Source organism: Massilia terrae (genome assembly GCF_024753145.1).
Taxonomy (GTDB): domain Bacteria; phylum Pseudomonadota; class Gammaproteobacteria; order Burkholderiales; family Burkholderiaceae_D; genus Telluria; species Telluria terrae.
The window spans coordinates 36510-54211 of record NZ_JANUGU010000013.1 but is presented as its reverse complement, the minus strand read 5'-3'; the positions used below and the strand labels follow the sequence as shown (position 1 = coordinate 54211).

Annotated in this window: 15 protein-coding genes; 8 read left to right on the top strand and 7 right to left on the bottom strand. The window is 66.9% G+C overall.

Annotated features, from left to right (window positions below; all coding sequences use genetic code 11):
* Positions 1-36 precede the first annotated feature (36 nt).
* The 5 genes from NX778_RS23910 to NX778_RS23890 form a co-directional block, all read right to left on the bottom strand.
* Positions 37-579, bottom strand: coding sequence for a cytochrome b (locus NX778_RS23910; RefSeq protein ID WP_258814319.1), 543 nt, complete (start codon positions 577-579; stop codon positions 37-39).
* 77 nt (positions 580-656) lie between these two features.
* On the bottom strand, positions 657-3059 hold the full coding sequence (locus NX778_RS23905; RefSeq protein ID WP_258814318.1) for an ABC transporter permease: 2403 nt from the start codon (positions 3057-3059) through the stop codon (positions 657-659).
* An 11-nt stretch (positions 3060-3070) separates the two neighbouring features.
* Positions 3071-5479 carry an FtsX-like permease family protein gene (locus NX778_RS23900; RefSeq protein WP_258814317.1) on the bottom strand — a complete coding sequence of 803 codons (2409 nt, stop codon included), beginning with the start codon at positions 5477-5479 and terminating at the stop codon, positions 3071-3073.
* A gap of 9 nt (positions 5480-5488) precedes the next feature.
* Positions 5489-6169 carry an ABC transporter ATP-binding protein gene (locus NX778_RS23895; protein ID WP_258814316.1) on the bottom strand — a complete coding sequence of 227 codons (681 nt, stop codon included), beginning with the start codon at positions 6167-6169 and terminating at the stop codon, positions 5489-5491.
* A gap of 19 nt (positions 6170-6188) precedes the next feature.
* Positions 6189-7472, bottom strand: coding sequence for an efflux RND transporter periplasmic adaptor subunit (locus NX778_RS23890; RefSeq protein ID WP_258814315.1), 1284 nt, complete (start codon positions 7470-7472; stop codon positions 6189-6191).
* 211 nt (positions 7473-7683) lie between these two features.
* Between NX778_RS23890 and NX778_RS23885 the strand changes: the two genes are divergently transcribed.
* The 3 genes from NX778_RS23885 (at position 7684) to NX778_RS23875 (ending at position 11267) form a co-directional block, all read left to right on the top strand.
* A complete protein-coding gene (locus NX778_RS23885) occupies positions 7684-9021 on the top strand; it encodes a sigma-54-dependent transcriptional regulator (protein ID WP_258814314.1) in 1338 nt (445 codons plus the stop codon).
* Complete coding sequence (locus NX778_RS23880; RefSeq protein ID WP_258814313.1) at positions 9011-10249, top strand: sensor histidine kinase; 1239 nt, start codon at positions 9011-9013, stop codon at positions 10247-10249. The genes NX778_RS23885 and NX778_RS23880 overlap by 11 nt, the downstream gene beginning before the upstream one ends.
* 535 nt (positions 10250-10784) lie before the next feature.
* Positions 10785-11267 (top strand): hypothetical protein, encoded by a 483-nt coding sequence (locus NX778_RS23875; protein WP_258814312.1) that lies wholly within the window; start codon positions 10785-10787, stop codon positions 11265-11267.
* Here NX778_RS23875 and NX778_RS23870 read toward each other — a convergent pair.
* The gene (locus NX778_RS23870; protein WP_258814311.1) at positions 11230-12027 is read right to left on the bottom strand and encodes an IclR family transcriptional regulator domain-containing protein; all 798 of its coding nucleotides are present in this window, start codon (positions 12025-12027) and stop codon (positions 11230-11232) included. The genes NX778_RS23875 and NX778_RS23870 overlap by 38 nt on opposite strands.
* Before the next feature lie 176 nt (positions 12028-12203).
* Here NX778_RS23870 and NX778_RS23865 point away from each other — a divergent pair, with 176 nt between their 5' ends.
* From NX778_RS23865 to NX778_RS23845, 5 genes are all read left to right on the top strand, one after another.
* Positions 12204-12872 carry a 3-oxoacid CoA-transferase subunit A gene (locus tag NX778_RS23865; protein ID WP_258814310.1) on the top strand — a complete coding sequence of 223 codons (669 nt, stop codon included), beginning with the start codon at positions 12204-12206 and terminating at the stop codon, positions 12870-12872.
* A complete protein-coding gene (locus tag NX778_RS23860; RefSeq protein ID WP_258814309.1) occupies positions 12872-13519 on the top strand; it encodes a CoA transferase subunit B in 648 nt (215 codons plus the stop codon). The genes NX778_RS23865 and NX778_RS23860 overlap by 1 nt, the downstream gene beginning before the upstream one ends.
* A gap of 10 nt (positions 13520-13529) precedes the next feature.
* Entirely contained in the window at positions 13530-14732 is a 1203-nt protein-coding gene (gene pcaF, locus NX778_RS23855) for a 3-oxoadipyl-CoA thiolase (protein ID WP_258814308.1), read from the top strand.
* A gap of 30 nt (positions 14733-14762) precedes the next feature.
* Positions 14763-16064, top strand: a complete 1302-nt coding sequence (locus tag NX778_RS23850; protein WP_258814307.1) for an MFS family transporter — start codon at positions 14763-14765, stop codon at positions 16062-16064.
* A 92-nt stretch (positions 16065-16156) separates the two neighbouring features.
* Complete coding sequence (locus NX778_RS23845; protein ID WP_258814306.1) at positions 16157-17092, top strand: DUF5996 family protein; 936 nt, start codon at positions 16157-16159, stop codon at positions 17090-17092.
* A gap of 154 nt (positions 17093-17246) precedes the next feature.
* Here NX778_RS23845 and NX778_RS23840 read toward each other — a convergent pair whose 3' ends face one another.
* Positions 17247-17702 (bottom strand): GNAT family N-acetyltransferase, encoded by a 456-nt coding sequence (locus NX778_RS23840; protein ID WP_258814305.1) that lies wholly within the window; start codon positions 17700-17702, stop codon positions 17247-17249.

Genomic DNA, 17702 nt, shown 5'->3' with positions numbered 1-17702 from the left:
GGCCGCGGCCCGGTTTTTTTTCGTCGGCCGAACGCCTCAGGCGCGGCCGGCCATGCGCTTGAGGATGTTGTCGCGGTCGACCAGCTGGTGCTTGATCACCCCCAGGATGTGCAGGCCGATCAGGTACAGCATCGCATCGGCGGCGAAGGCGTGGATGTCCTCGAGCGGGCCGTGCAGCGAGCGGAATTCGGGGAAGGGGCTGGGGATGCTGAACAGGCCCATGACCGGGATGCCGCGGCCGGTGGCCCAGATCGACAGCGGGCCGGTGAGCGCCAGCACCGTGATCCCCACCAGCAGCAGCACGTGCACGGTCTTCGAGAGCAGCGTCAGCGCGCGCGGCTGCGGCAGCTCGCGCGGCGAGGTGGAGCGCATGCGCCAGTACACGCGCCACAGGAAGAACAGCGCGGCGAAGGCGCCGATCGCGATGTGCAGGCCCTTCCAGAACTTCTTCACGTCGCCGCGCGGCATGTCCTCGAAATACAGCCCGATCGCCAGCAGCACCAGCACCAGCAGGGCGCCCAGCCAATGGTTAAACCGCGAAATCGATCCGTAACTGGTGGCTGTATCCTGGGTCGGCATGCTCTCTCCGTAGGAATGAAAAAATGCCATTATGGATCAAGCTGCTGCCGGGTTGTACAAGATTTTCAGCGCTTTACTCAATCGCGCAGCGCGAGGATCGGCGTGATGCGCATCGCCGCCAGCGTGTGCCGCAAGGTCGCGCCCAGCGCCACCGCGGCCGCCACCATCAGCGCCGCCAGCACGGTCCACATGCCGACCGGCGCGCGTTCGGTGAACGGCGCCAGGTAGCGTTCGGTCGCGATCCACGCGGCCGGCAGGCCGAGCAGGGCGCCGGCGCAGATCAGCTGGGCGAACTCCTGCAGCACCAGGCCGCCGATCGCGCCGCCGCTGGCGCCATACAGCTTGCGCAGCACAATCTCGCGGGTGCGCCGCTGCACGCTGTAGGCGGCCAGTACGTACACGCCGAACGCGGCGATGGCGATCGCGATCACGCTCGACGCGGCCAGCAGCTTGGCCAGGCGCAGGTCGTCGGCATAGCGTTCGGCGATCTGCGTGCCCATGCGCGTCACCTGCAGCACGTCGTTGGGGAAGAAGGTGGGCCACAGGCGCTCGATCTCGCGTTGGACAGTGAGCTGGTTCTGGCTGCGCACCGTGAATTCGTATAGTTTGTCGCCGAGGTAAAACACGCTGGCCTGCATCGGCTCGCGCGCCGTGCGGTGGCGGATGTCGGGCGCCACGCCGACGATCTGCATCGGCTTTTCGTGGCCGCTCGGGCTGGCGAGCGTCTGGCCGATCGCGTCCTGGGCGCTGGCGAAGCCGAATTTCTTCACCGCCGATTGGTTGATCACCACCCGGCCGATGCTGTGCATGGTATCCATCGCCGGGTTGTACAGGCGTCCGGCCACTGGCTTGAGGCCGTAGGCATCGAAGAATTCCGGACTGACCTGGTAGTAGTTGATCTCGACCGATTCGCCGCCATCGCGCCGCAGCGACGTGCTGTTGACGCTGGCGGTGACTGGCGTATCGCTTTCGCCCACTTCGATCACGCCGGGCAGGCGCGCAAGCGCGTCGCGGAATGCATGCACGCGGGCGTCGCGCATGTCCTTGTTCGTTCCCAATGTCAGCAGCGGTTCGGGCGCAAAGCCGGGATTGAGCGTGCTGGCGTAATGCGTTTGCCAGGTCACGGCGAGCGTGGTGCCGGTCAGTCCCATCGCCGCCGCCAGTTGCAGCACCGTGAGTATGCGGCGCAGCCACAGGCCGCTCGCGGTCTCGGCATTGCCGCGGCCGGCCAGCGCTGTGGTCGGGAGCACGCGCAGCGCCGACCAGGTCGGGTAGGCGCCGGCCGCAAGCCCCAGCAGCAGCCCGAGCGCCAGGCTCGCCGCGAGCGCGGCCGGGTCGAACATGTGGTCGAACTTGCGCTGCACCAGATCCGAGAATACGGGCAGCAGCAGCCACGCCAGCAGCAGGCCGACGCCGGTCGCGATCAGGCACACCAGCACGCTCTCGGCCAGGAACTGGCGCACCACTGCCGGGGCGGCGGCGCCCAGCACCTTGCGTAGCGCAATCTCGCGCTGGCGGCGCAGCGTGCGCACGGTGGCGAGATTGATGTAGTTGGTCGCGGCCAGCAGCAGGATCAGCACCGCCACCGCGGTCAGGCCGTAGATCGTGTTGCGGTCGCCGTGGCGCGTCCGGGAGTCTTGGGTGTCGGGGTCGAGATAGGCATCGGCGAGAGGGCCGAGGCGGAAATCTATCAGGTTGCGGCCGCCCAGGCGGGCCAGTTGGTCCGGAGATTGGCGCTGGTACCTGGGTGACGCGCGCAGTGCGCGCTGCACCGCGTCGAGCAGGGCTTGCGGATCGGCGCCCGGCAGCAGCTTGATGTAAACACGTCCGTGCGCCGAACCCCAGTTGCGGGTGACGAGATCGCGGTATTCCTCGTTCCAGGCGGAAGTGTTGGTGCCAGCCAGCGAGTCGAAGGGAAGGGTGGTGGCGGCCGGCTGGTCGGCCAGCACTGCGCCGATCCGGAAAGTACGGTCGTCGAACACCACCGTCTGTCCGATCACGTCGGCACGGCCGAACAGCTTGACAGCCGTTTCGTGCGTCAAGGCCAGCGCATCGGGACGGGAAAGCGTATCGCGCAGGTCGCCCGCCAGCACTGTCGGCCGGAATATCTTCTCGAAATCGGGGTCGACCACGGCGAAGCCGATTTTCTGAACCGTGTCGCCGGCGCGCACATCGACCGCGCCGTCGATGACGGTGCTTGCCAGGATCGGCTGGCCGCTTGCCAGTGCGGCGTCGCGCGCCGGCAGGCTGGCCGCGTCATGCCAGCGCAGCTCGGACGAGAACAGGTTCCAGTGCTGCATCAGCCGGAAGATCCGTTCGCGCTCGGGCACGGCGCGGTCGTAGGACAGCGAATGGCGCACGTAGCCGAGCAGCAGGAAGCACACCGCAAAGCCGACCGCCAGGCCCATGATCACCACCGCCGAGTAGGCCGGCTCCTTGGCCAGCAGGCGCCAGCCGATGCGAAAGTCACGCAGGTTCATATTGGTTTCCTTCAGTCGCGCAGCGCGCGCACGGGGGTGATGCGGACCGCGGCCAGTGTGTGGCGCAGCGTGGAGAACAGCGTGACCAGCCCGGCCAGGGCCAGCGCCGCCGCCAGTGTCCACAGCCCGACCGGGGCGCGCTCGGTGAACGGCGCCAGGTAGCGCTGGGTCGCGATCCATGCCAGGGGCAGGCCGAGCAGCGCGCCGGCCGCGACCAGGGTCGCGAACTCGCGCGCCACCAGCTTGCCGATCGCGCCCTGGCCTGCGCCGTACAGCTTGCGCAGCACGATCTCCTTGGTACGGCGCTGCACGCTGTAGGCCGCCAGCACATAGATGCCGAAGGCTGCGATGGCGATCGCGATCGCGCTCGATGCGGCCAGCAGCTTCGCCAGGCGCAGGTCGTCGGCGTAGAACTCGCGGGCGATGAAGCTGGCCATGCGCAGCGGGTCCTGGGTCTCGTTCGGGAAGAAGCGCGGCCAGACTTGCGCGATCTCGCGCATCACTGTCGCCGGATCGCCGCTGCAGCGCACGGTGAACACCTTCACCTGGTCGCGCAGGTAGAACACGCTCGACTGCGCGCTGCCGCGGCCCGATGGATTGCGCACGTCCGCCACCACTCCAACGATCTGCCTCGGCTTGACGTCGCCGCCGGTGTCGGCGATGGACTTGCCCACCGCGTCCTGCGGCGTGACGAAGCCGAGGGCACGCGCTGCCGACGCATTGACCACCACGCGGTCGGGCTGGTTCGGGGCATCCAGCGCCGGATCGAACAGGCGTCCGGCCACCGCCTTCAGGCCGTACACGCTGAAGAATTCCGGGCTGACGATATGCAGGCTCAGGTCCGTCGCCTCGCCGCCGTCGCGGCGCAGGGTGGTGACGTTATTGTTGGCGAAGATGTCGTTGCTGGATTCGGCCACGCCTTCCACGCCCGGCAGGCGGACCAGCGCATCGCGCAGGCCGCGCATGCGCGGATCGCGCATATCGTTGTGGGCGCCGAACATGATCAGCGGCGCCGGGTTGAAGCCGGGATTGAGCGTGCTGGCGTAGTGGGTTTGCCACGCCACGGCGAGCGTGGTTCCGGTCAGCGCGATCGCCGCCGCGAACTGCAGCGCGGTGAGGGTGCGCCGCAGCCACAGTCCGCGCGGGGTTTCACTGCCGCTGCGGCCAGCGAGGGCGGCGGTGGCGCGCACGTGCAGCGCCGACCACGTAGGGTAGGCGCCCGCCGCGAGGCCCAGCACCCCGCCAAACAGCACCGTGGCGGCGATGGCCGCCGGGGTGAACATATTGTCGAACCTGCGCTGCACGAGGTCCGAGAACACCGGCAGCATCAGCCACGCGAGCAGCAGCCCGCAACCGGTCGCGATCAGGCACACCAGCACGGATTCGGCCAGGAACTGGCGCGCCACTGCCGGCGCCGACGCGCCCAGCACCTTGCGCACCGCGATCTCGCGCTGGCGCGCCAGCGTGCGCACGGTGGCCAGGTTCACATAGTTGCTTGCGGCCAGCAGCAGGATCAGCACGGCGACCGCGGCCAGCCCGTAGATGGTGCGGGCGTCGGCGTGGACGTCGGAGGTGCCCTTCTGGTCGGGATCGAGGTAGACATCGGCGATCGGAGTCAGCTTGTATTCGATCAGGTCGCGCCCGCCGAGCGCGGCGACCTGCTCCGCATAGTCGCGCTTGACCAGGCGCGAGTTGCGCAGGCCCGTGCGGACGGCTTCCAGCACGGCCTGCCGGTCGCTGCCCGGCAGCAGCTTGAGATACACGCGGCCCAGGTTGCCGCCCCACGCGCTCTCGAAATTCTTCAGCGTCCCCGGCGGCAGGAAGCCGCTGTTGATGCCGGCGAGCGAATCGAAGCCCATCGTGGTGGCGGCCGGCTGGTCGGCGACCACGGCAAGCACGATGTAGTTCTGCTTGTCGCCCTGCAGGGTCTTGCCGACCGCGTCGACAGTACCGAACAAGCGCAGCGCGGTCGCCCGCGCAAGGGCTAGCGCGCCCGGTCGCGTGATCGCCTCATGCAGGTCACCGGCCAGCACTTTCGGCTGGAAGATCTTCTCGAAGTCGGCGTCGACCAGTTCCACGCCAAGGCTGACCACTTGCGACCCGGCGCGCACGTCGACGTTGCGGTCGACCACGGTGGTCGCCAGCAGCGGCTGGCCGCTGGCCAGCGCGGCGTCGCGCGAGGGCAGGCTGGTGGTGATGAACCATTCGTTGCCGAGCACTGCAAGGTTCCAGCGCTCCATCAGCTGGAACACGTGCTCGCGCTCCGGCACGTGGCGTTCGTACGAGAGCGAATGGCGCACCAGCCCGAGCAGCAGGAAGCACACGGCGATGCCGGCGGCCAGGCCGGTGATCACCACCGACGAATACGCGGGTTCCTTGGCCAGCAGGCGCCAGCCGACCCGAAAGTCACGCAACTTCATGCCGCCTCCTCAAGCGGCCTGCAGGGCGTCGACCACCACCCGGCCATCCAGCAGGTGCAGGGTGCGCGAAGCCTGGGCGGCGTGGGCCGGCGAGTGGGTCACCATCACGACGGTGGTGCCTTCCTCGTTGATCTGGCGGAGCAGGCGCATCACCTCGTCGCCATGCGCGGTGTCGAGGTTGCCGGTCGGTTCGTCGGCCAGCAGCAGGGCGGGGCCGGCCACCAGCGCCCGCGCGATCGCCACGCGCTGTTGCTGGCCGCCCGACAGCTGCGACGGCCGGTGCCCGGCGCGGTGCGCCACACCCAGCTTGTGCAGCATGGCCGACACGCGCTCGCGCCGCTCGGCGGCCGAGGTGCCGGTGTATTCGAGCGCCAGTTCGACGTTCTCGAACACCGACAGCTCCTCGATCAGGTTGAAGCTCTGGAAGATGAAGCCGACGCGCCCGCGCCGCAGCTCGTTGAGCTTCGACTCGCTCCAGCCGGCCACGTTGCGGCCTTCGAACCAGTAATCGCCGCTGCTGGGCACATCGAGCAGGCCGAGCACCGACAGCAGGGTCGACTTGCCGCAGCCGGACGGCCCGGTGATGGCCACGTACTCGCCGGCGGCGATGTCGAGGTCGATGTGGTCCAGCGCCGTGGTTTGCACTTCGCCGGTCTGGTGGACTTTGCTGACGCCTGAAAGTTTGAGCATGTTTGGATCCCTTGTTCTGTTATTTGGTGAGTTCGACCCGCTCGGCCTTCCCGAACGGAGTGTAGCTGGAGATGATCACGCGATCACCATTCGATAATCCCGACAGCACTTCGACCTGGGTGCTGCTGCGTCGCCCCAGGCGGATCGCCTTCTTCTCGGCGATGTTCGATCCCGCGCCGAGCACGAAGGCCCAGGCGCCGCCGGTGTCGTTGGCGAAGGCGCCGTTCGGCAGCAGCATGGCCTGCGCCGGCGCGCCGAGCGTGAGCTGGGCGTCGATGCCCTGGCCGGGGCTGAGCACTGGCGGCTGCTCCTTGCCGAACTGGAGTTCGACCGTGAAGCGGCCATCTTTAATCTGCGGGAACACGGCACTGATCGTGACCGGATATTCCTTGTCGTCCTGGCGCACCGTCCCATGACGGCCGACCGCGATGCGGTTCAGGTAGAACTCGTCGACGTCGGCCACCAGCTTGAACTGCGTGGGGTCGTCGATGCGGCCGATATGCTCGTTCATCTGGACGGTCTGGCCGACCTGCAGGTGGAAGTCGGCCAGCATGCCGTCGATCGGCGCGCGCACGGCCAGCGCATCGACGGTCTCGGACACCAGCTTCAGGCCCGAATTGAGGCCGTGGATCGCGGTCTGCATTTCGGTCAGCGCGCCGCTGCGCACCGTCTCTTCCAGCCCGAAGCGGGCGCGCTCCTCGTCCAGCGCGCGCTTTTGCTGCGCCAGCTTGTCGCTTGACTCCTCCAGCGCGACTTGCGAGATGAAGCCCTGGGCGGCCAGGCGCTGGTTGCGCGCATGCTGCTTGCTGGCTTGCGACCAGGCGAATTCGAGGTCCGACAGGCGGCGCTGGTGATCGGTGCGGCCCGCTTCCTGCGCCACCCGCAGGTTCGACAGGTTCGACACCTGCTGCGCGGTTTCGGCCTGGGTGCGCAGCAGCTCGATATTGCGCTGCGGGTTCGACAGCCGGAATAGCAGGTCGCCCTTCCTGACCATCTGGCCGTCGCGGATGAAGACCTGTTCGACGCGGCCGGACTCCACCGAATCGAGAATCACCGAATTGAGCGGCTGGGCGGTGGCGCGCACGACGATATCGTCGCGGAACACGCCCGGCGCCACAGTCGCCACGCGCACGTCGGCGGCAGCCACCTGCAAGCCGTGCGGCGCGAAGTGCCACAAGGCGAAGCCGCAGGCGGCAACCGCGGCCACGCCGGCGCCAATGCGCAGCCAGATGCGGCTGCGCTTCTTCGGCACGACCTTGTCCATGGAGGCGCCGGTGACGATGTGTGGTGTATGTCGATCCATTTGCATGTGAGAGTCAAAGAACAGGTACATGGCCATTAGTGCAAGTCGCGTGCCAGCCCCAAAACTGGGTGAAAAATGGCTTGCGGACAGCCAAAGTGTCCGGATCCGGACAGTTGCCGGTGTTCGGATCCGGACAGCTGTTTTTTGTGCTTTCCGGCCGCGGCCAGCCCGGCTAGAATCCTTGCAGTCCTGACCACGCCAGCAACCGAGAATGGCCGATCCCGCCGCCCACATCCTGATCCTCGACGACGACATCGACGTCGCGTACGCCGCCCAGCTGCTGCTGCGGCGCCGCTTCGGATCGGTGGTGTCGCTGAACGATCCGCAGCAGCTGCAGGCCGCGCTGGCCGAACGGGCGCCGGACGTGGTCCTGCTCGACTTTAACTTCACGCCGGGCCGCATCGATGGCGCCGAAGGGCTGGCGGTGCTGGACCGCCTGCGCGCGCTGCCCCAGCCGCCCGCCGTGATCGCGCTGACCGCCTACGCCGACGTGCCGCTCGCGGTCGAGGCCCTCAAGCGCGGCGCCAGCGATTTCATCACCAAGCCCTGGGATAACGCGCGCCTGATCGCCGCCATCGACAGCGCGCTGGCCCGCCGCGGCGGCGCCGGTGCGGCGGCCGAATCGCCGCTGATGGGCGCGTCCGCCGCCATCCGCGAAGTGAAGGCCATGATCGCCAGCGTGGCGCCGACCGAAGCCAATGTGATGGTGTTGGGCGAGAATGGCGTCGGCAAGGAACTGGTGGCGCGTGCGATTCACCTCGCTTCGCGCCGCGCGGCGAAAACCTTCCTCGCGGTCGACATGGGCGCGCTGCCCGAATCAACCTTCGAGAGTGAGCTGTTCGGGCACCGCAAAGGCTCGTTTACCGACGCGAAGGAGCATCGCGCCGGACGCTTCCAGGCCGCGCGCGGCGGCTCGCTCTTCCTCGACGAGATCGGCAACATGCCGCTGGCGGCGCAGGCCAAGCTGCTGACCGCGCTGGAGCGGCGCGAGGTGACGCCGCTCGGCGCCGACCGCGCGGAAGCGATCGACGTGCGCATCGTCAGCGCCACCAATCTCGACGAGGTTCGCCTGTTCGATCCGTCCGTGTTCCGGCCCGACCTGCTGTTCCGCCTGAATACCATCGTGATCCGCGTGCCGCCGCTGCGCGAGCGCCGCGAAGACATCCCGACCCTGCTGCGCCACTATCTCGACCTGTACCAAGTCCAGTACCAGCGGCCGGAGCGCGTACTGTCGGGCGAAGCGATCGAGCGCCTGTGCGCCTGGCCGTGGCCCGGCAACGTGCGCGCGCTGCGCCATGCCTGCGAACGCGCCGTGATCCTCGGCGCGCAGCCGGAATACCAGTTCGGCGATTTCGGCCTGGCCGCGCCGGCCGCAGCGGTTCCGCAAGAGATCCCGGCGCCGGAACCGCAGCTGGTGCTGGGTGCGCTCGAACGCGACGCCATCGCCGCCGCGCTGGACAAGGCCAAGGGCAATATCAGCCACGCCGCGCGCCTGCTGGGCGTGAGCCGCGCGGCCCTGTACCGGAAGCTCGGCAAGCATGGCATCTGAACGGCGCGCGGCGCTCACCGCCACGTTGTCGGGCGCCGGCCTGCTGGTTTGCGTGTTCGGCGCCGGGATGCTGGCGCAGGCCGACTGGCCACGGCCCGCCGTCCTGTGCTGCATTGGCGCGGTGGCGCTGGCACTGCCTTTGTTCCGGTCGCTGCGCGCCTTGCATGCGACACCGGCCGCGATGACCGAGCCCGCGCCCGCGCTGACGGCCGACCGCCAGCGCCTGATCGACAACGCGCTGGCGCTGGAGGCCCGCCTGGAGCACGCGCCGATCGCGCTATTCCTGATCGATGGCGCGCACGGCGAAGGCGCCGCCACGCCGATGAACGCCAACGCGCGCAAGCTGGTCGCGCCGGGCCGCGCGGTCGATCCCGCTGGCCTGTACCGCGAACTGGCGGCGCAGCCGGTGGACCAGCGCGGCATGATCGGCTTCGACACCGAACGCGGCGCCGAACGGGCGCTGGCGGCAGTGTCGGCCCTGTCCCTGCACGGCAAGCCGCAGCGGCTGGCGGCGCTGATGCCGGTCGAATCCGAGCTCGAAGCGGAAGCGCTTCATGCGTGGCGCCAGCTGGTGCACGTGCTGACCCACGAAATCATGAATTCGCTCACGCCGGTGGCCTCGCTGTCGCGCACCGCGCACGACATGCTCGACGAATTCCGCGTGAGCCTGCCGGCGGATGCCGCCAGCGATCTCGCCACCGCACTGGATGCGATCAGCCGCCGTTCCGGCAGCCTGGTCGATTTCGTCGGCAGCTACCGCAGCCTGTCCAACGTGCCGGAGGCGCGGCCGGAGCGGGTGCGCGTGGCCGACCTGTTCGATCGCGTGGCGGCGCTGGTCGCGCCGGGCTGGCGTGCGCGCGGCGGCGAGGTTGGTTTCGAGGTCGAACCGCCGTCGCTGGAACTGATCGTGGACCAGGGCCAACTGGAGCAGGCCCTCATCAACCTGATCAAGAATGCGGCCGATGCGACCGCGCAGGCGGCGGCGCCACGCGTGACGGTATCGGCACGGCTGGTCCGCGGCGCGCGCCTGCGCATCGAGGTCGCCGACAATGGGCCGGGCGTGCCCAACGACCTAATCGGCAGCATCTTCACGCCCTTCTTCACCACCAAAAAACACGGCAGCGGCATCGGTCTCGCGATGGTACGCCAGCTCGTGCACGGCAACGGCGGGACGGTGCGCTACGCCAAATCGGTCGGCGCCGGCGCGCGCTTCGTGATTGCTTTCTAAAACACGAGACCTTAGGCTCGCTCAAATTGCCTCTGCCTCGGCTAAGTAAAATCGGTGCTTCCGTCCGTGCGGGAGGTTCCGATTATGTCGAGGCTTGTATTCAATGGCGCCACGCACCAGATCATCCTTCTGTCGAACGGCCAGATAGTCGGAAGCTGGCCGGCATATAACAACGTCGACTCTCACGCCACGCTGCGTCATGTAGACGACGGCATTTATCTTGTACTGGACAAACGTGCGCCGCGTAAGCACCTGGCAAGTGCTAACGGACCATACGGTTTACACGGTATTGTGAGATTTTACGTGGCTGGACATCCTGGTATTGGGGTGCATTCGGGCCGCGCTTTCGCACGCCGCGCTCCTGGGCCCGAGCATCCCATCATGGGATGCATAAGGACTAACGATAAGGCCATGAGCGCTATCGTCAAGACGATGAAGACGTCTCCGCTCACGACAATACAAGTCATGTGCAACAGCGCCAAATCCGCACATGCGGGTTCAGTTTGCAATCAATGCCGCGCTCTGGGAGAAAGCCATGGCTAAGCTCGGGCTATTTTATCTGGCTGTCGCCGCGCTCTTGCTGGCCGCGAGTGACGGGAACGCCCACGAGCGCAAGTGCACCGCGCGAGAAGCGAGCGAGGCCGATGCCATGGTAGACCAGCTCCATAGCTGGAAAACTGTCGACGCTGTCTTCCGGCGCTACAGTCAATGCGACAGCGGCAGCATCGCTGAAGGAAATTCCGAAGCGGTCGCCCGTCTCTTGGTCGACAAGTGGAATACCTTGCCTGCTTTGGTTCACCTGGCTAAGTCACGTCCCGGCCTACGCAGGTTTGTTGTCGTCCATGTCGACAGCACCTTGAACACGTCCGACCTTGAACGCATCATCAAGTTGTCAGCCACGTCTTGTCCAAAGGGTGCGGCTGGCTTGTGCGACGAGCTGCACACGGCGGCAACCGCCGCCCTGGGCGAACAGGCTCCCGTCAAGGCAGCAGGATCGACAGCTCCTGCGCGCCCTTGAGCAGCACCGGCAAGAACTCTTCCTTCATCTTGCGGCTCGACACCCGCGCGGCGTGCGCGCCGACGTTGAGGGCCGCGATCACGCTGCCGCTGGCGCCGCGCACCGGCACCGCGATCGAGCGCAGGCCCACTTCCAGCTCTTCCTCGATCAGCGCGTAGCCCTGTTCGCGCACCTCGGCCAGGATCTCGCGCAGGCGCGCTTCCGACACCACCGTCCGCTCGGTCATCGCCTTGAGCGGTATGTGCGCGAAGTAGGCATCGAGCTGCTCGGGTTCCAGGTGCGCCAGCAGCACCCGGCCCAGCGAGGTGCAGTAGGCCGGCAGCCGGCTGCCGGTGGTCAGCGACACCGACATGATGCGCGAGGTGGCCGAGCGCCCGACGTACAGCACCTCGTCGTCCTGCAGCACCGCGAGCGAACACGATTCGTTGAGCGTGCGGCTGACCTGGTTCAGGTAGGGGTGCGCGGACACCGTGAGCGGCGTCGACGACAAATAAGAGTAGCCGAGCGTGAGCACCTTCGGCTTGAGCGCGAAGTGGTTGCCATCGACCTCGGCGTATCCGAGTTCGATCAGGGTGTGCAGGCAGCGCCGCACCGAGGCGCGCGGAATGCCGGTCTTGTGGCTGACCTGCGCCATGGTCAGGCTGCGGCGCTGGTCGCTGAAGGCCTGCAGCACCGCCAGCCCGCGCGCCAGCGAGGTCATGAAGTTGGGATCACTGGGCGCGGCTTCAGCCTCGCTTGCTTTTTCTTCATCTTTGCTCATCGTCGTCTTTCATCAACGTAAGTACGACCATTTTACCGTTCGCCAATCGCACAGAATTTACGCAAGCCGCCTTGACGCGTCATTGACGAGACTCCTAAACTTCCCGCAGTACTTCCGAAATCGAACATTAGTGCGATTACCGAACAGTGTCAACTGGCCGTTCAAGAGGTCTCCACGTGATAAACAAGCTATCCCAGTCGCTCGAAGCGGCGGTCGCCGGCATTCATGACGGCGCCACCGTCCTGATCGGCGGCTTTGGCACCGCCGGCCAGCCGGCCGAGCTCATCGATGCCCTGATTGCGCAGGGCGCCCGCGATCTCACCATCGTCAACAACAATGCCGGTAACGGCGAGATCGGCCTGGCCGCGCTGCTCCAGGCGCGCCGGGTGCGCAAGATCATCTGCTCGTTCCCGCGCCAGGCCGATTCGCAGGTGTTCGATGCGCTCTACCGCGCCGGCGAGGTGCAACTTGAACTGACCCCGCAGGGCAACCTGGCCGAACGCATCCGCGCAGCCGGCGCCGGCATCGGCGGTTTCTTCACGCCGACCGGCTACGGCACCCTGCTCGCCGAAGGCAAGGAGACCCGCGTCATCGACGGCAAGCACTACGTGTTCGAAACGCCGATCCACGCCGACTTCGCGCTGATCAAGGCGCACCGCGGCGACCGCTGGGGCAACCTCACCTACCGCAAGACCGCCCGCAACTTCGGGCCGGTGATGGCGATGGCCGCGCGCTGCACCATCGCTCAAGTTAGCGAGGTGGTGGAGCTGGGCGAGCTCGATCCGGAAGCCATTGTCACGCCGGGCATCTTCGTCCAGCGCGTGGTCCTGCAAGGAGCCCAATGATGCAGCGCCTGACCCGCGACCAGATCGCAGCCCGCGTGGCGCGCGACATCCCCGAAGGCGCCTACGTCAACCTCGGCATCGGCTTGCCGACCATGGTGACCAGGCACCTGCCGGCTGAACTCGACATCTTCCTGCACAGCGAGAACGGCCTGCTGGGCATGGGCCCGCCGCCCGCGCCGGGCGAGGAGGACGAGGACCTGATCAACGCCGGCAAGCAGCCGGTCACGCTGCTGCCGGGCGGTTCCTATTTCCACCACGCCGACTCGTTCGCGATGATGCGCGGCGGGCACCTCGACATTTGCGTGCTGGGCGCCTTCCAGGTGTCCGAAAAAGGCGACCTGGCCAACTGGCACACCGGCGCGCCGGATGCGATTCCTGCCGTCGGCGGCGCGATGGACCTGGCGATCGGCGCCAAGCGCGTGTTCGTGATGATGGAGCACCAGACCAAGTCCGGCGAAAGCAAGATCGTCGCCGATTGCAGCTACCCGTTGACCGGCGTCGGCTGCGTCAGCCGCATCTACACCGACCTCGCCGTGCTCGACGTGACGCCGGAGGGACTGGTGGTGCGCGAGATGGTCGACGGCCTCTCGTTCGAGGAACTGCGGCGCATCACCGGCGTGCCCCTGGCATACGCGCCGGCGCTTTGAAAGGATGGACATGCAAGACGCTTTTATCTGCGACGCCGTGCGTACCCCGATCGGGCGCTACGCCGGCGCGCTGAAGGATGTGCGCGCCGATGACCTGGGCGCGATCCCGCTGCGCGAGCTCATGGCGCGCAACCCGCAAGTCAATTGGCAGGAAGTGGACGACGTGATCCTGGGCTGCGCCAACCAGGCCGGCGAGGACAACCGCAACGTGGCGCGCATGGCGCTGCTGCTGGCCGGCCTGCCGCAGGACGTCGGCGGCACCACCGTCAACCGCCTGTGCGGATCGGGCCTCGACGCGGTCGGCAGCGCCGCGCGCGCGATCAAGGCCGGCGAAGCGTCGCTGATGGTCGCCGGCGGCGTCGAATCGATGACGCGCGCGCCCTTCGTGATGGGCAAGGCCGAGTCGCCATTCGCGCGACAGGCTGCGCTGCAAGATACGACAATGGGCTGGCGCTTCATCAACTCCTTGCTCAAGGAGCGGTATGGCGTGGACAGCATGCCCGAAACCGCGGAAAACGTAGCCACCGACTTCGGCATCAGCCGCGAGGACCAGGACCGCTTTGCGCTCGCCAGCCAGGCCAAGGCCGCGGCGGCGCAGGAGCAGGGCCTGTTCGCGCACGAGATCGTGCCGGTGACGATCCCGCAGAAAAAAGGTGAACCGCTGGTGGTCTCGAAGGACGAGCATCCGCGCCCAACCAGCATGGAAGCGCTGGCCAAGCTGAAGCCGGTGGTGCGGCCCGGCGGTACGGTCACCGCGGGCAACGCATCGGGCATCAATGACGGCGCCTGCGCACTGGTCATCGCCAGCCGTGAGGCGGCGGTTCGCAACGGCCTGACGCCGCGCGCGCGAATCGTCGGCATGGCGACCGCCGGCGTCGCGCCGCGGGTGATGGGCATCGGGCCGGTGCCGGCCGTGCGCAAGGTGCTGCAGCAAACCGGCCTGACGCTGGACCAGATGGACCTGATCGAACTGAACGAAGCATTCGCCGCGCAGGGACTGGCGGTGCTGCGCGAACTGGGACTGCGCGACGACGATCCGCGCGTCAATCCGCAGGGCGGCGCGATCGCGCTGGGACATCCGCTCGGCATGAGCGGCGCCCGGCTGGCGACCACCGCGATGTACCAGCTGCAGCGCAGCGGCGGCCGCTACGCGCTGTGCACGATGTGCATCGGTGTGGGGCAGGGAATCGCGCTGATCCTGGAACGCGTCTGAATTTTTAAAACAATCATACGGAGACAAAACATGGCCAGACAAGAGACACTCACCCACACGCCCCTGGCGGAACTCACGCCCACGCAGCGCATCTTCGCAATCGTGGGCGCGTCGTCCGGTAACCTGGTCGAGTGGTTCGACTTCTATATCTACTCCTTCTGCGCGCTGTACTTCTCGTCACAGTTCTTCCCCAAGGGCGACCCGACCTCGCAGCTGCTCAACACCGCCGGCATCTTCGCGGCCGGCTTCCTGATGCGCCCGGTCGGCGGCTGGCTGTTCGGCCGCATCGGCGACCGCTACGGCCGCCGCCGCGCGATGATGATTTCGGTGCTGATGATGTGCTTCGGCTCGCTGATGATCTCCGTGCTCCCGACCTACAAGTCGATCGGCAACCTGGCGCCGCTGTTGCTGCTGGTGGCGCGCCTGTTCCAGGGCCTGTCGGTGGGCGGCGAGTATGGCACCAGCGCGACCTATATGTCCGAGGTGGCGCAGTCCGGCAAGAAGGGCTTCTACGCATCCTTCCAGTACGTGACCCTGATCGGCGGCCAACTGCTGGCGCTGCTGGTGCTGGTGATCCTGCAGCAGTTCCTGACCGAGCCCGAGTTGAAGTCCTACGGCTGGCGCATCCCGTTCGCGATCGGCGCGCTCACGGCACTGGTGTCGCTGTACCTGCGCCGGTCGCTGCTTGAAACGACCACTGAACAGCAGCGCAAGATCAAGGGCGCGGGCACGCTGTCGGCCCTGCTGAACCACAAGCGCGCTTTCATCACCGTGCTCGGCTTCACTGCCGGCGGCTCGCTGATTTTCTACGCCTTCACCACCTATATGCAGAAGTACCTGGTCAACACGGTCGGCATGGGCAAGGAAACCGCCAGCTTCGTGATGACCGTCGCGCTCCTGGTTTACGCCTGCCTGCAGCCGGTGTTCGGCCTGCTGTCGGACCGTATCGGCCGCCGCAGCTCGATGCTGTGGTTCGGTTCGCTGGCCACGATCTTCACCGCGCCGATCTTCTTCACCCTGCGCGGCGTGACCAGCCCGGTGGTGGCCTGCCTGCTCATCATCGCGGCGCTGGCGATCGTCAGCCTGTACACCTCGATCAGCGGCCTGATCAAGGCCGAGATGTTCCCGGTCGAAGTGCGCACGCTCGGCGTCGGCTTTTCGTACGCCATCGCCAACGCCCTGTTCGGTGGTTCGGCCGAGTACGTGGCCTTGTGGTTCAAGTCGGTCGGCGTCGAGCAGAACTTCTACTGGTACGTGAGTGCGATGTGTGCGCTGGCTTTTGTGGTAGCGTGGAAGATGCCCGATCCGGGCAAGCAGGGCCTGCTCAAGTAAGGCCCAGTTTGATGCATGCCAATGCAGCCGGCAATGGCTGCCGCGGTTCGCACCTTCGCGCTGTCGAACCGCACATTCGAGCGGAGGTGTACATGAGCGGTTTCGACGAATGGCCGGCCCTGCCTTACGAACGGTGGAAGGATACCTACGCCACCTTGCACCTGTGGACCCAGGTGGTCGGCAAAATCAAGCTGGCGCTCATGCCCTGGACTAACCACTCCTGGCACACGGCGCTCTACCTCACCGCGCGCGGCCTCACCACGGGTCCCTTGCCCTACGGCGCGCGCACCTTGCAGATCGATTTCGATTTCTCCGAACACCGGCTCACCATCGTCACGGCGGAAGGCGCGCTGCGCGCGCTGCCGCTGGAGGCGCAGTCGGTGGCGGGTTTCTATCGCAAGGTCATGGACACGCTGGACGAGCTGGCGCTGCCGGTCTCAATCCACCTCATGCCCAACGAAATCCCGGACGCCATCCGCTGCGACCAGGATGAGCTGCACTGTTCCTACGAAGCGGAAGCCGCCAACCGCTGCTGGACGGCGATGCTGCATGCGCAGCGCGTGCTGCAGCGCTTCCGGTCCGGCTTCATCGGCAAGTGCAGTCCGGTGCACTTCTTCTGGGGCAGCTTCGACGTGGCGGTAACGCGCTTCTCGGGACGGCATGCGCCGCCGCATCCGGGCGGGGTGCCCAACCTGCCGGACTGGGTCGCGCGCGAGGCCTATTCGCATGAGGTGAGCAGTGTCGGCTTCTGGCCGGGCGGGCCGGCCTTGCCGGAGCCGGTGTTCTATTCCTACGCCTATCCTGAGCCGCCGGGCTTCAGCAAGGTGGGCGTGCAGCCGGCGGCGGCGTTCTACCATCCGACCCTGCGCGAGTTCGTGCTGCCGTACGAGGCGGTGCGCAGGGCGCATTCGCCGGATGATGAGCTGATGGCGTTTTGCCAGAGCACGTACGAGGCGGCGGCGGACCTGGGCAACTGGGATCGGGCGGAGCTGGAGTATCCGCGTGGGGCTTTGCCGGGGGCGGCGTAGCCGCAACGCGTGAAAAAAAACCGACCGTCGTTCCGGCGCAGGCGGGAACCCCATTTTGCGTGCTTGGCGGTACTGCTAACTGGGGTGGCTTGCGGGAGAAATGGGGTTCCCGCCTGCGCGGGAACGAGGTTCTATCTTAAAAATGCGCTTCGTCTTACCGCAGCATATCGATGTGCATGATGCCGTCTTCATCATACGGTTCCGAGATCGTCTCGAACCCAAAGCTCTGGTAAAACTTCTCCAGATACTGCTGCGCCCCAATCCGTATCCTGTGCCCCGGATGCAGCTTTTCCGCCAGCGCGATCCCGCGCGCCAGCAGCTCGCGCCCGGCGCCGCTGCCGCGCGCCTTCTCGGTGGTCAGCACCCGCCCGAGCGACATCTCCGCATACTTCGCCCCCGGCGCCAGCACCCGCAGATAGGCCGCCAGCTCGCGCCCGCCATCCGCGTTCCGGCGCCAGCCGATCAGGTGATGCGCCCCGACATCCAGCCCGTCGAATTCATCGTAGAAACACTGCTGCTCCAGCACGAACACCTTCAGCCGCTGGGCCATCACCTCGTACAGCTCCACATTGGACAGCTCGTGAAAGCCGCACCACTGCCATTCAATCAT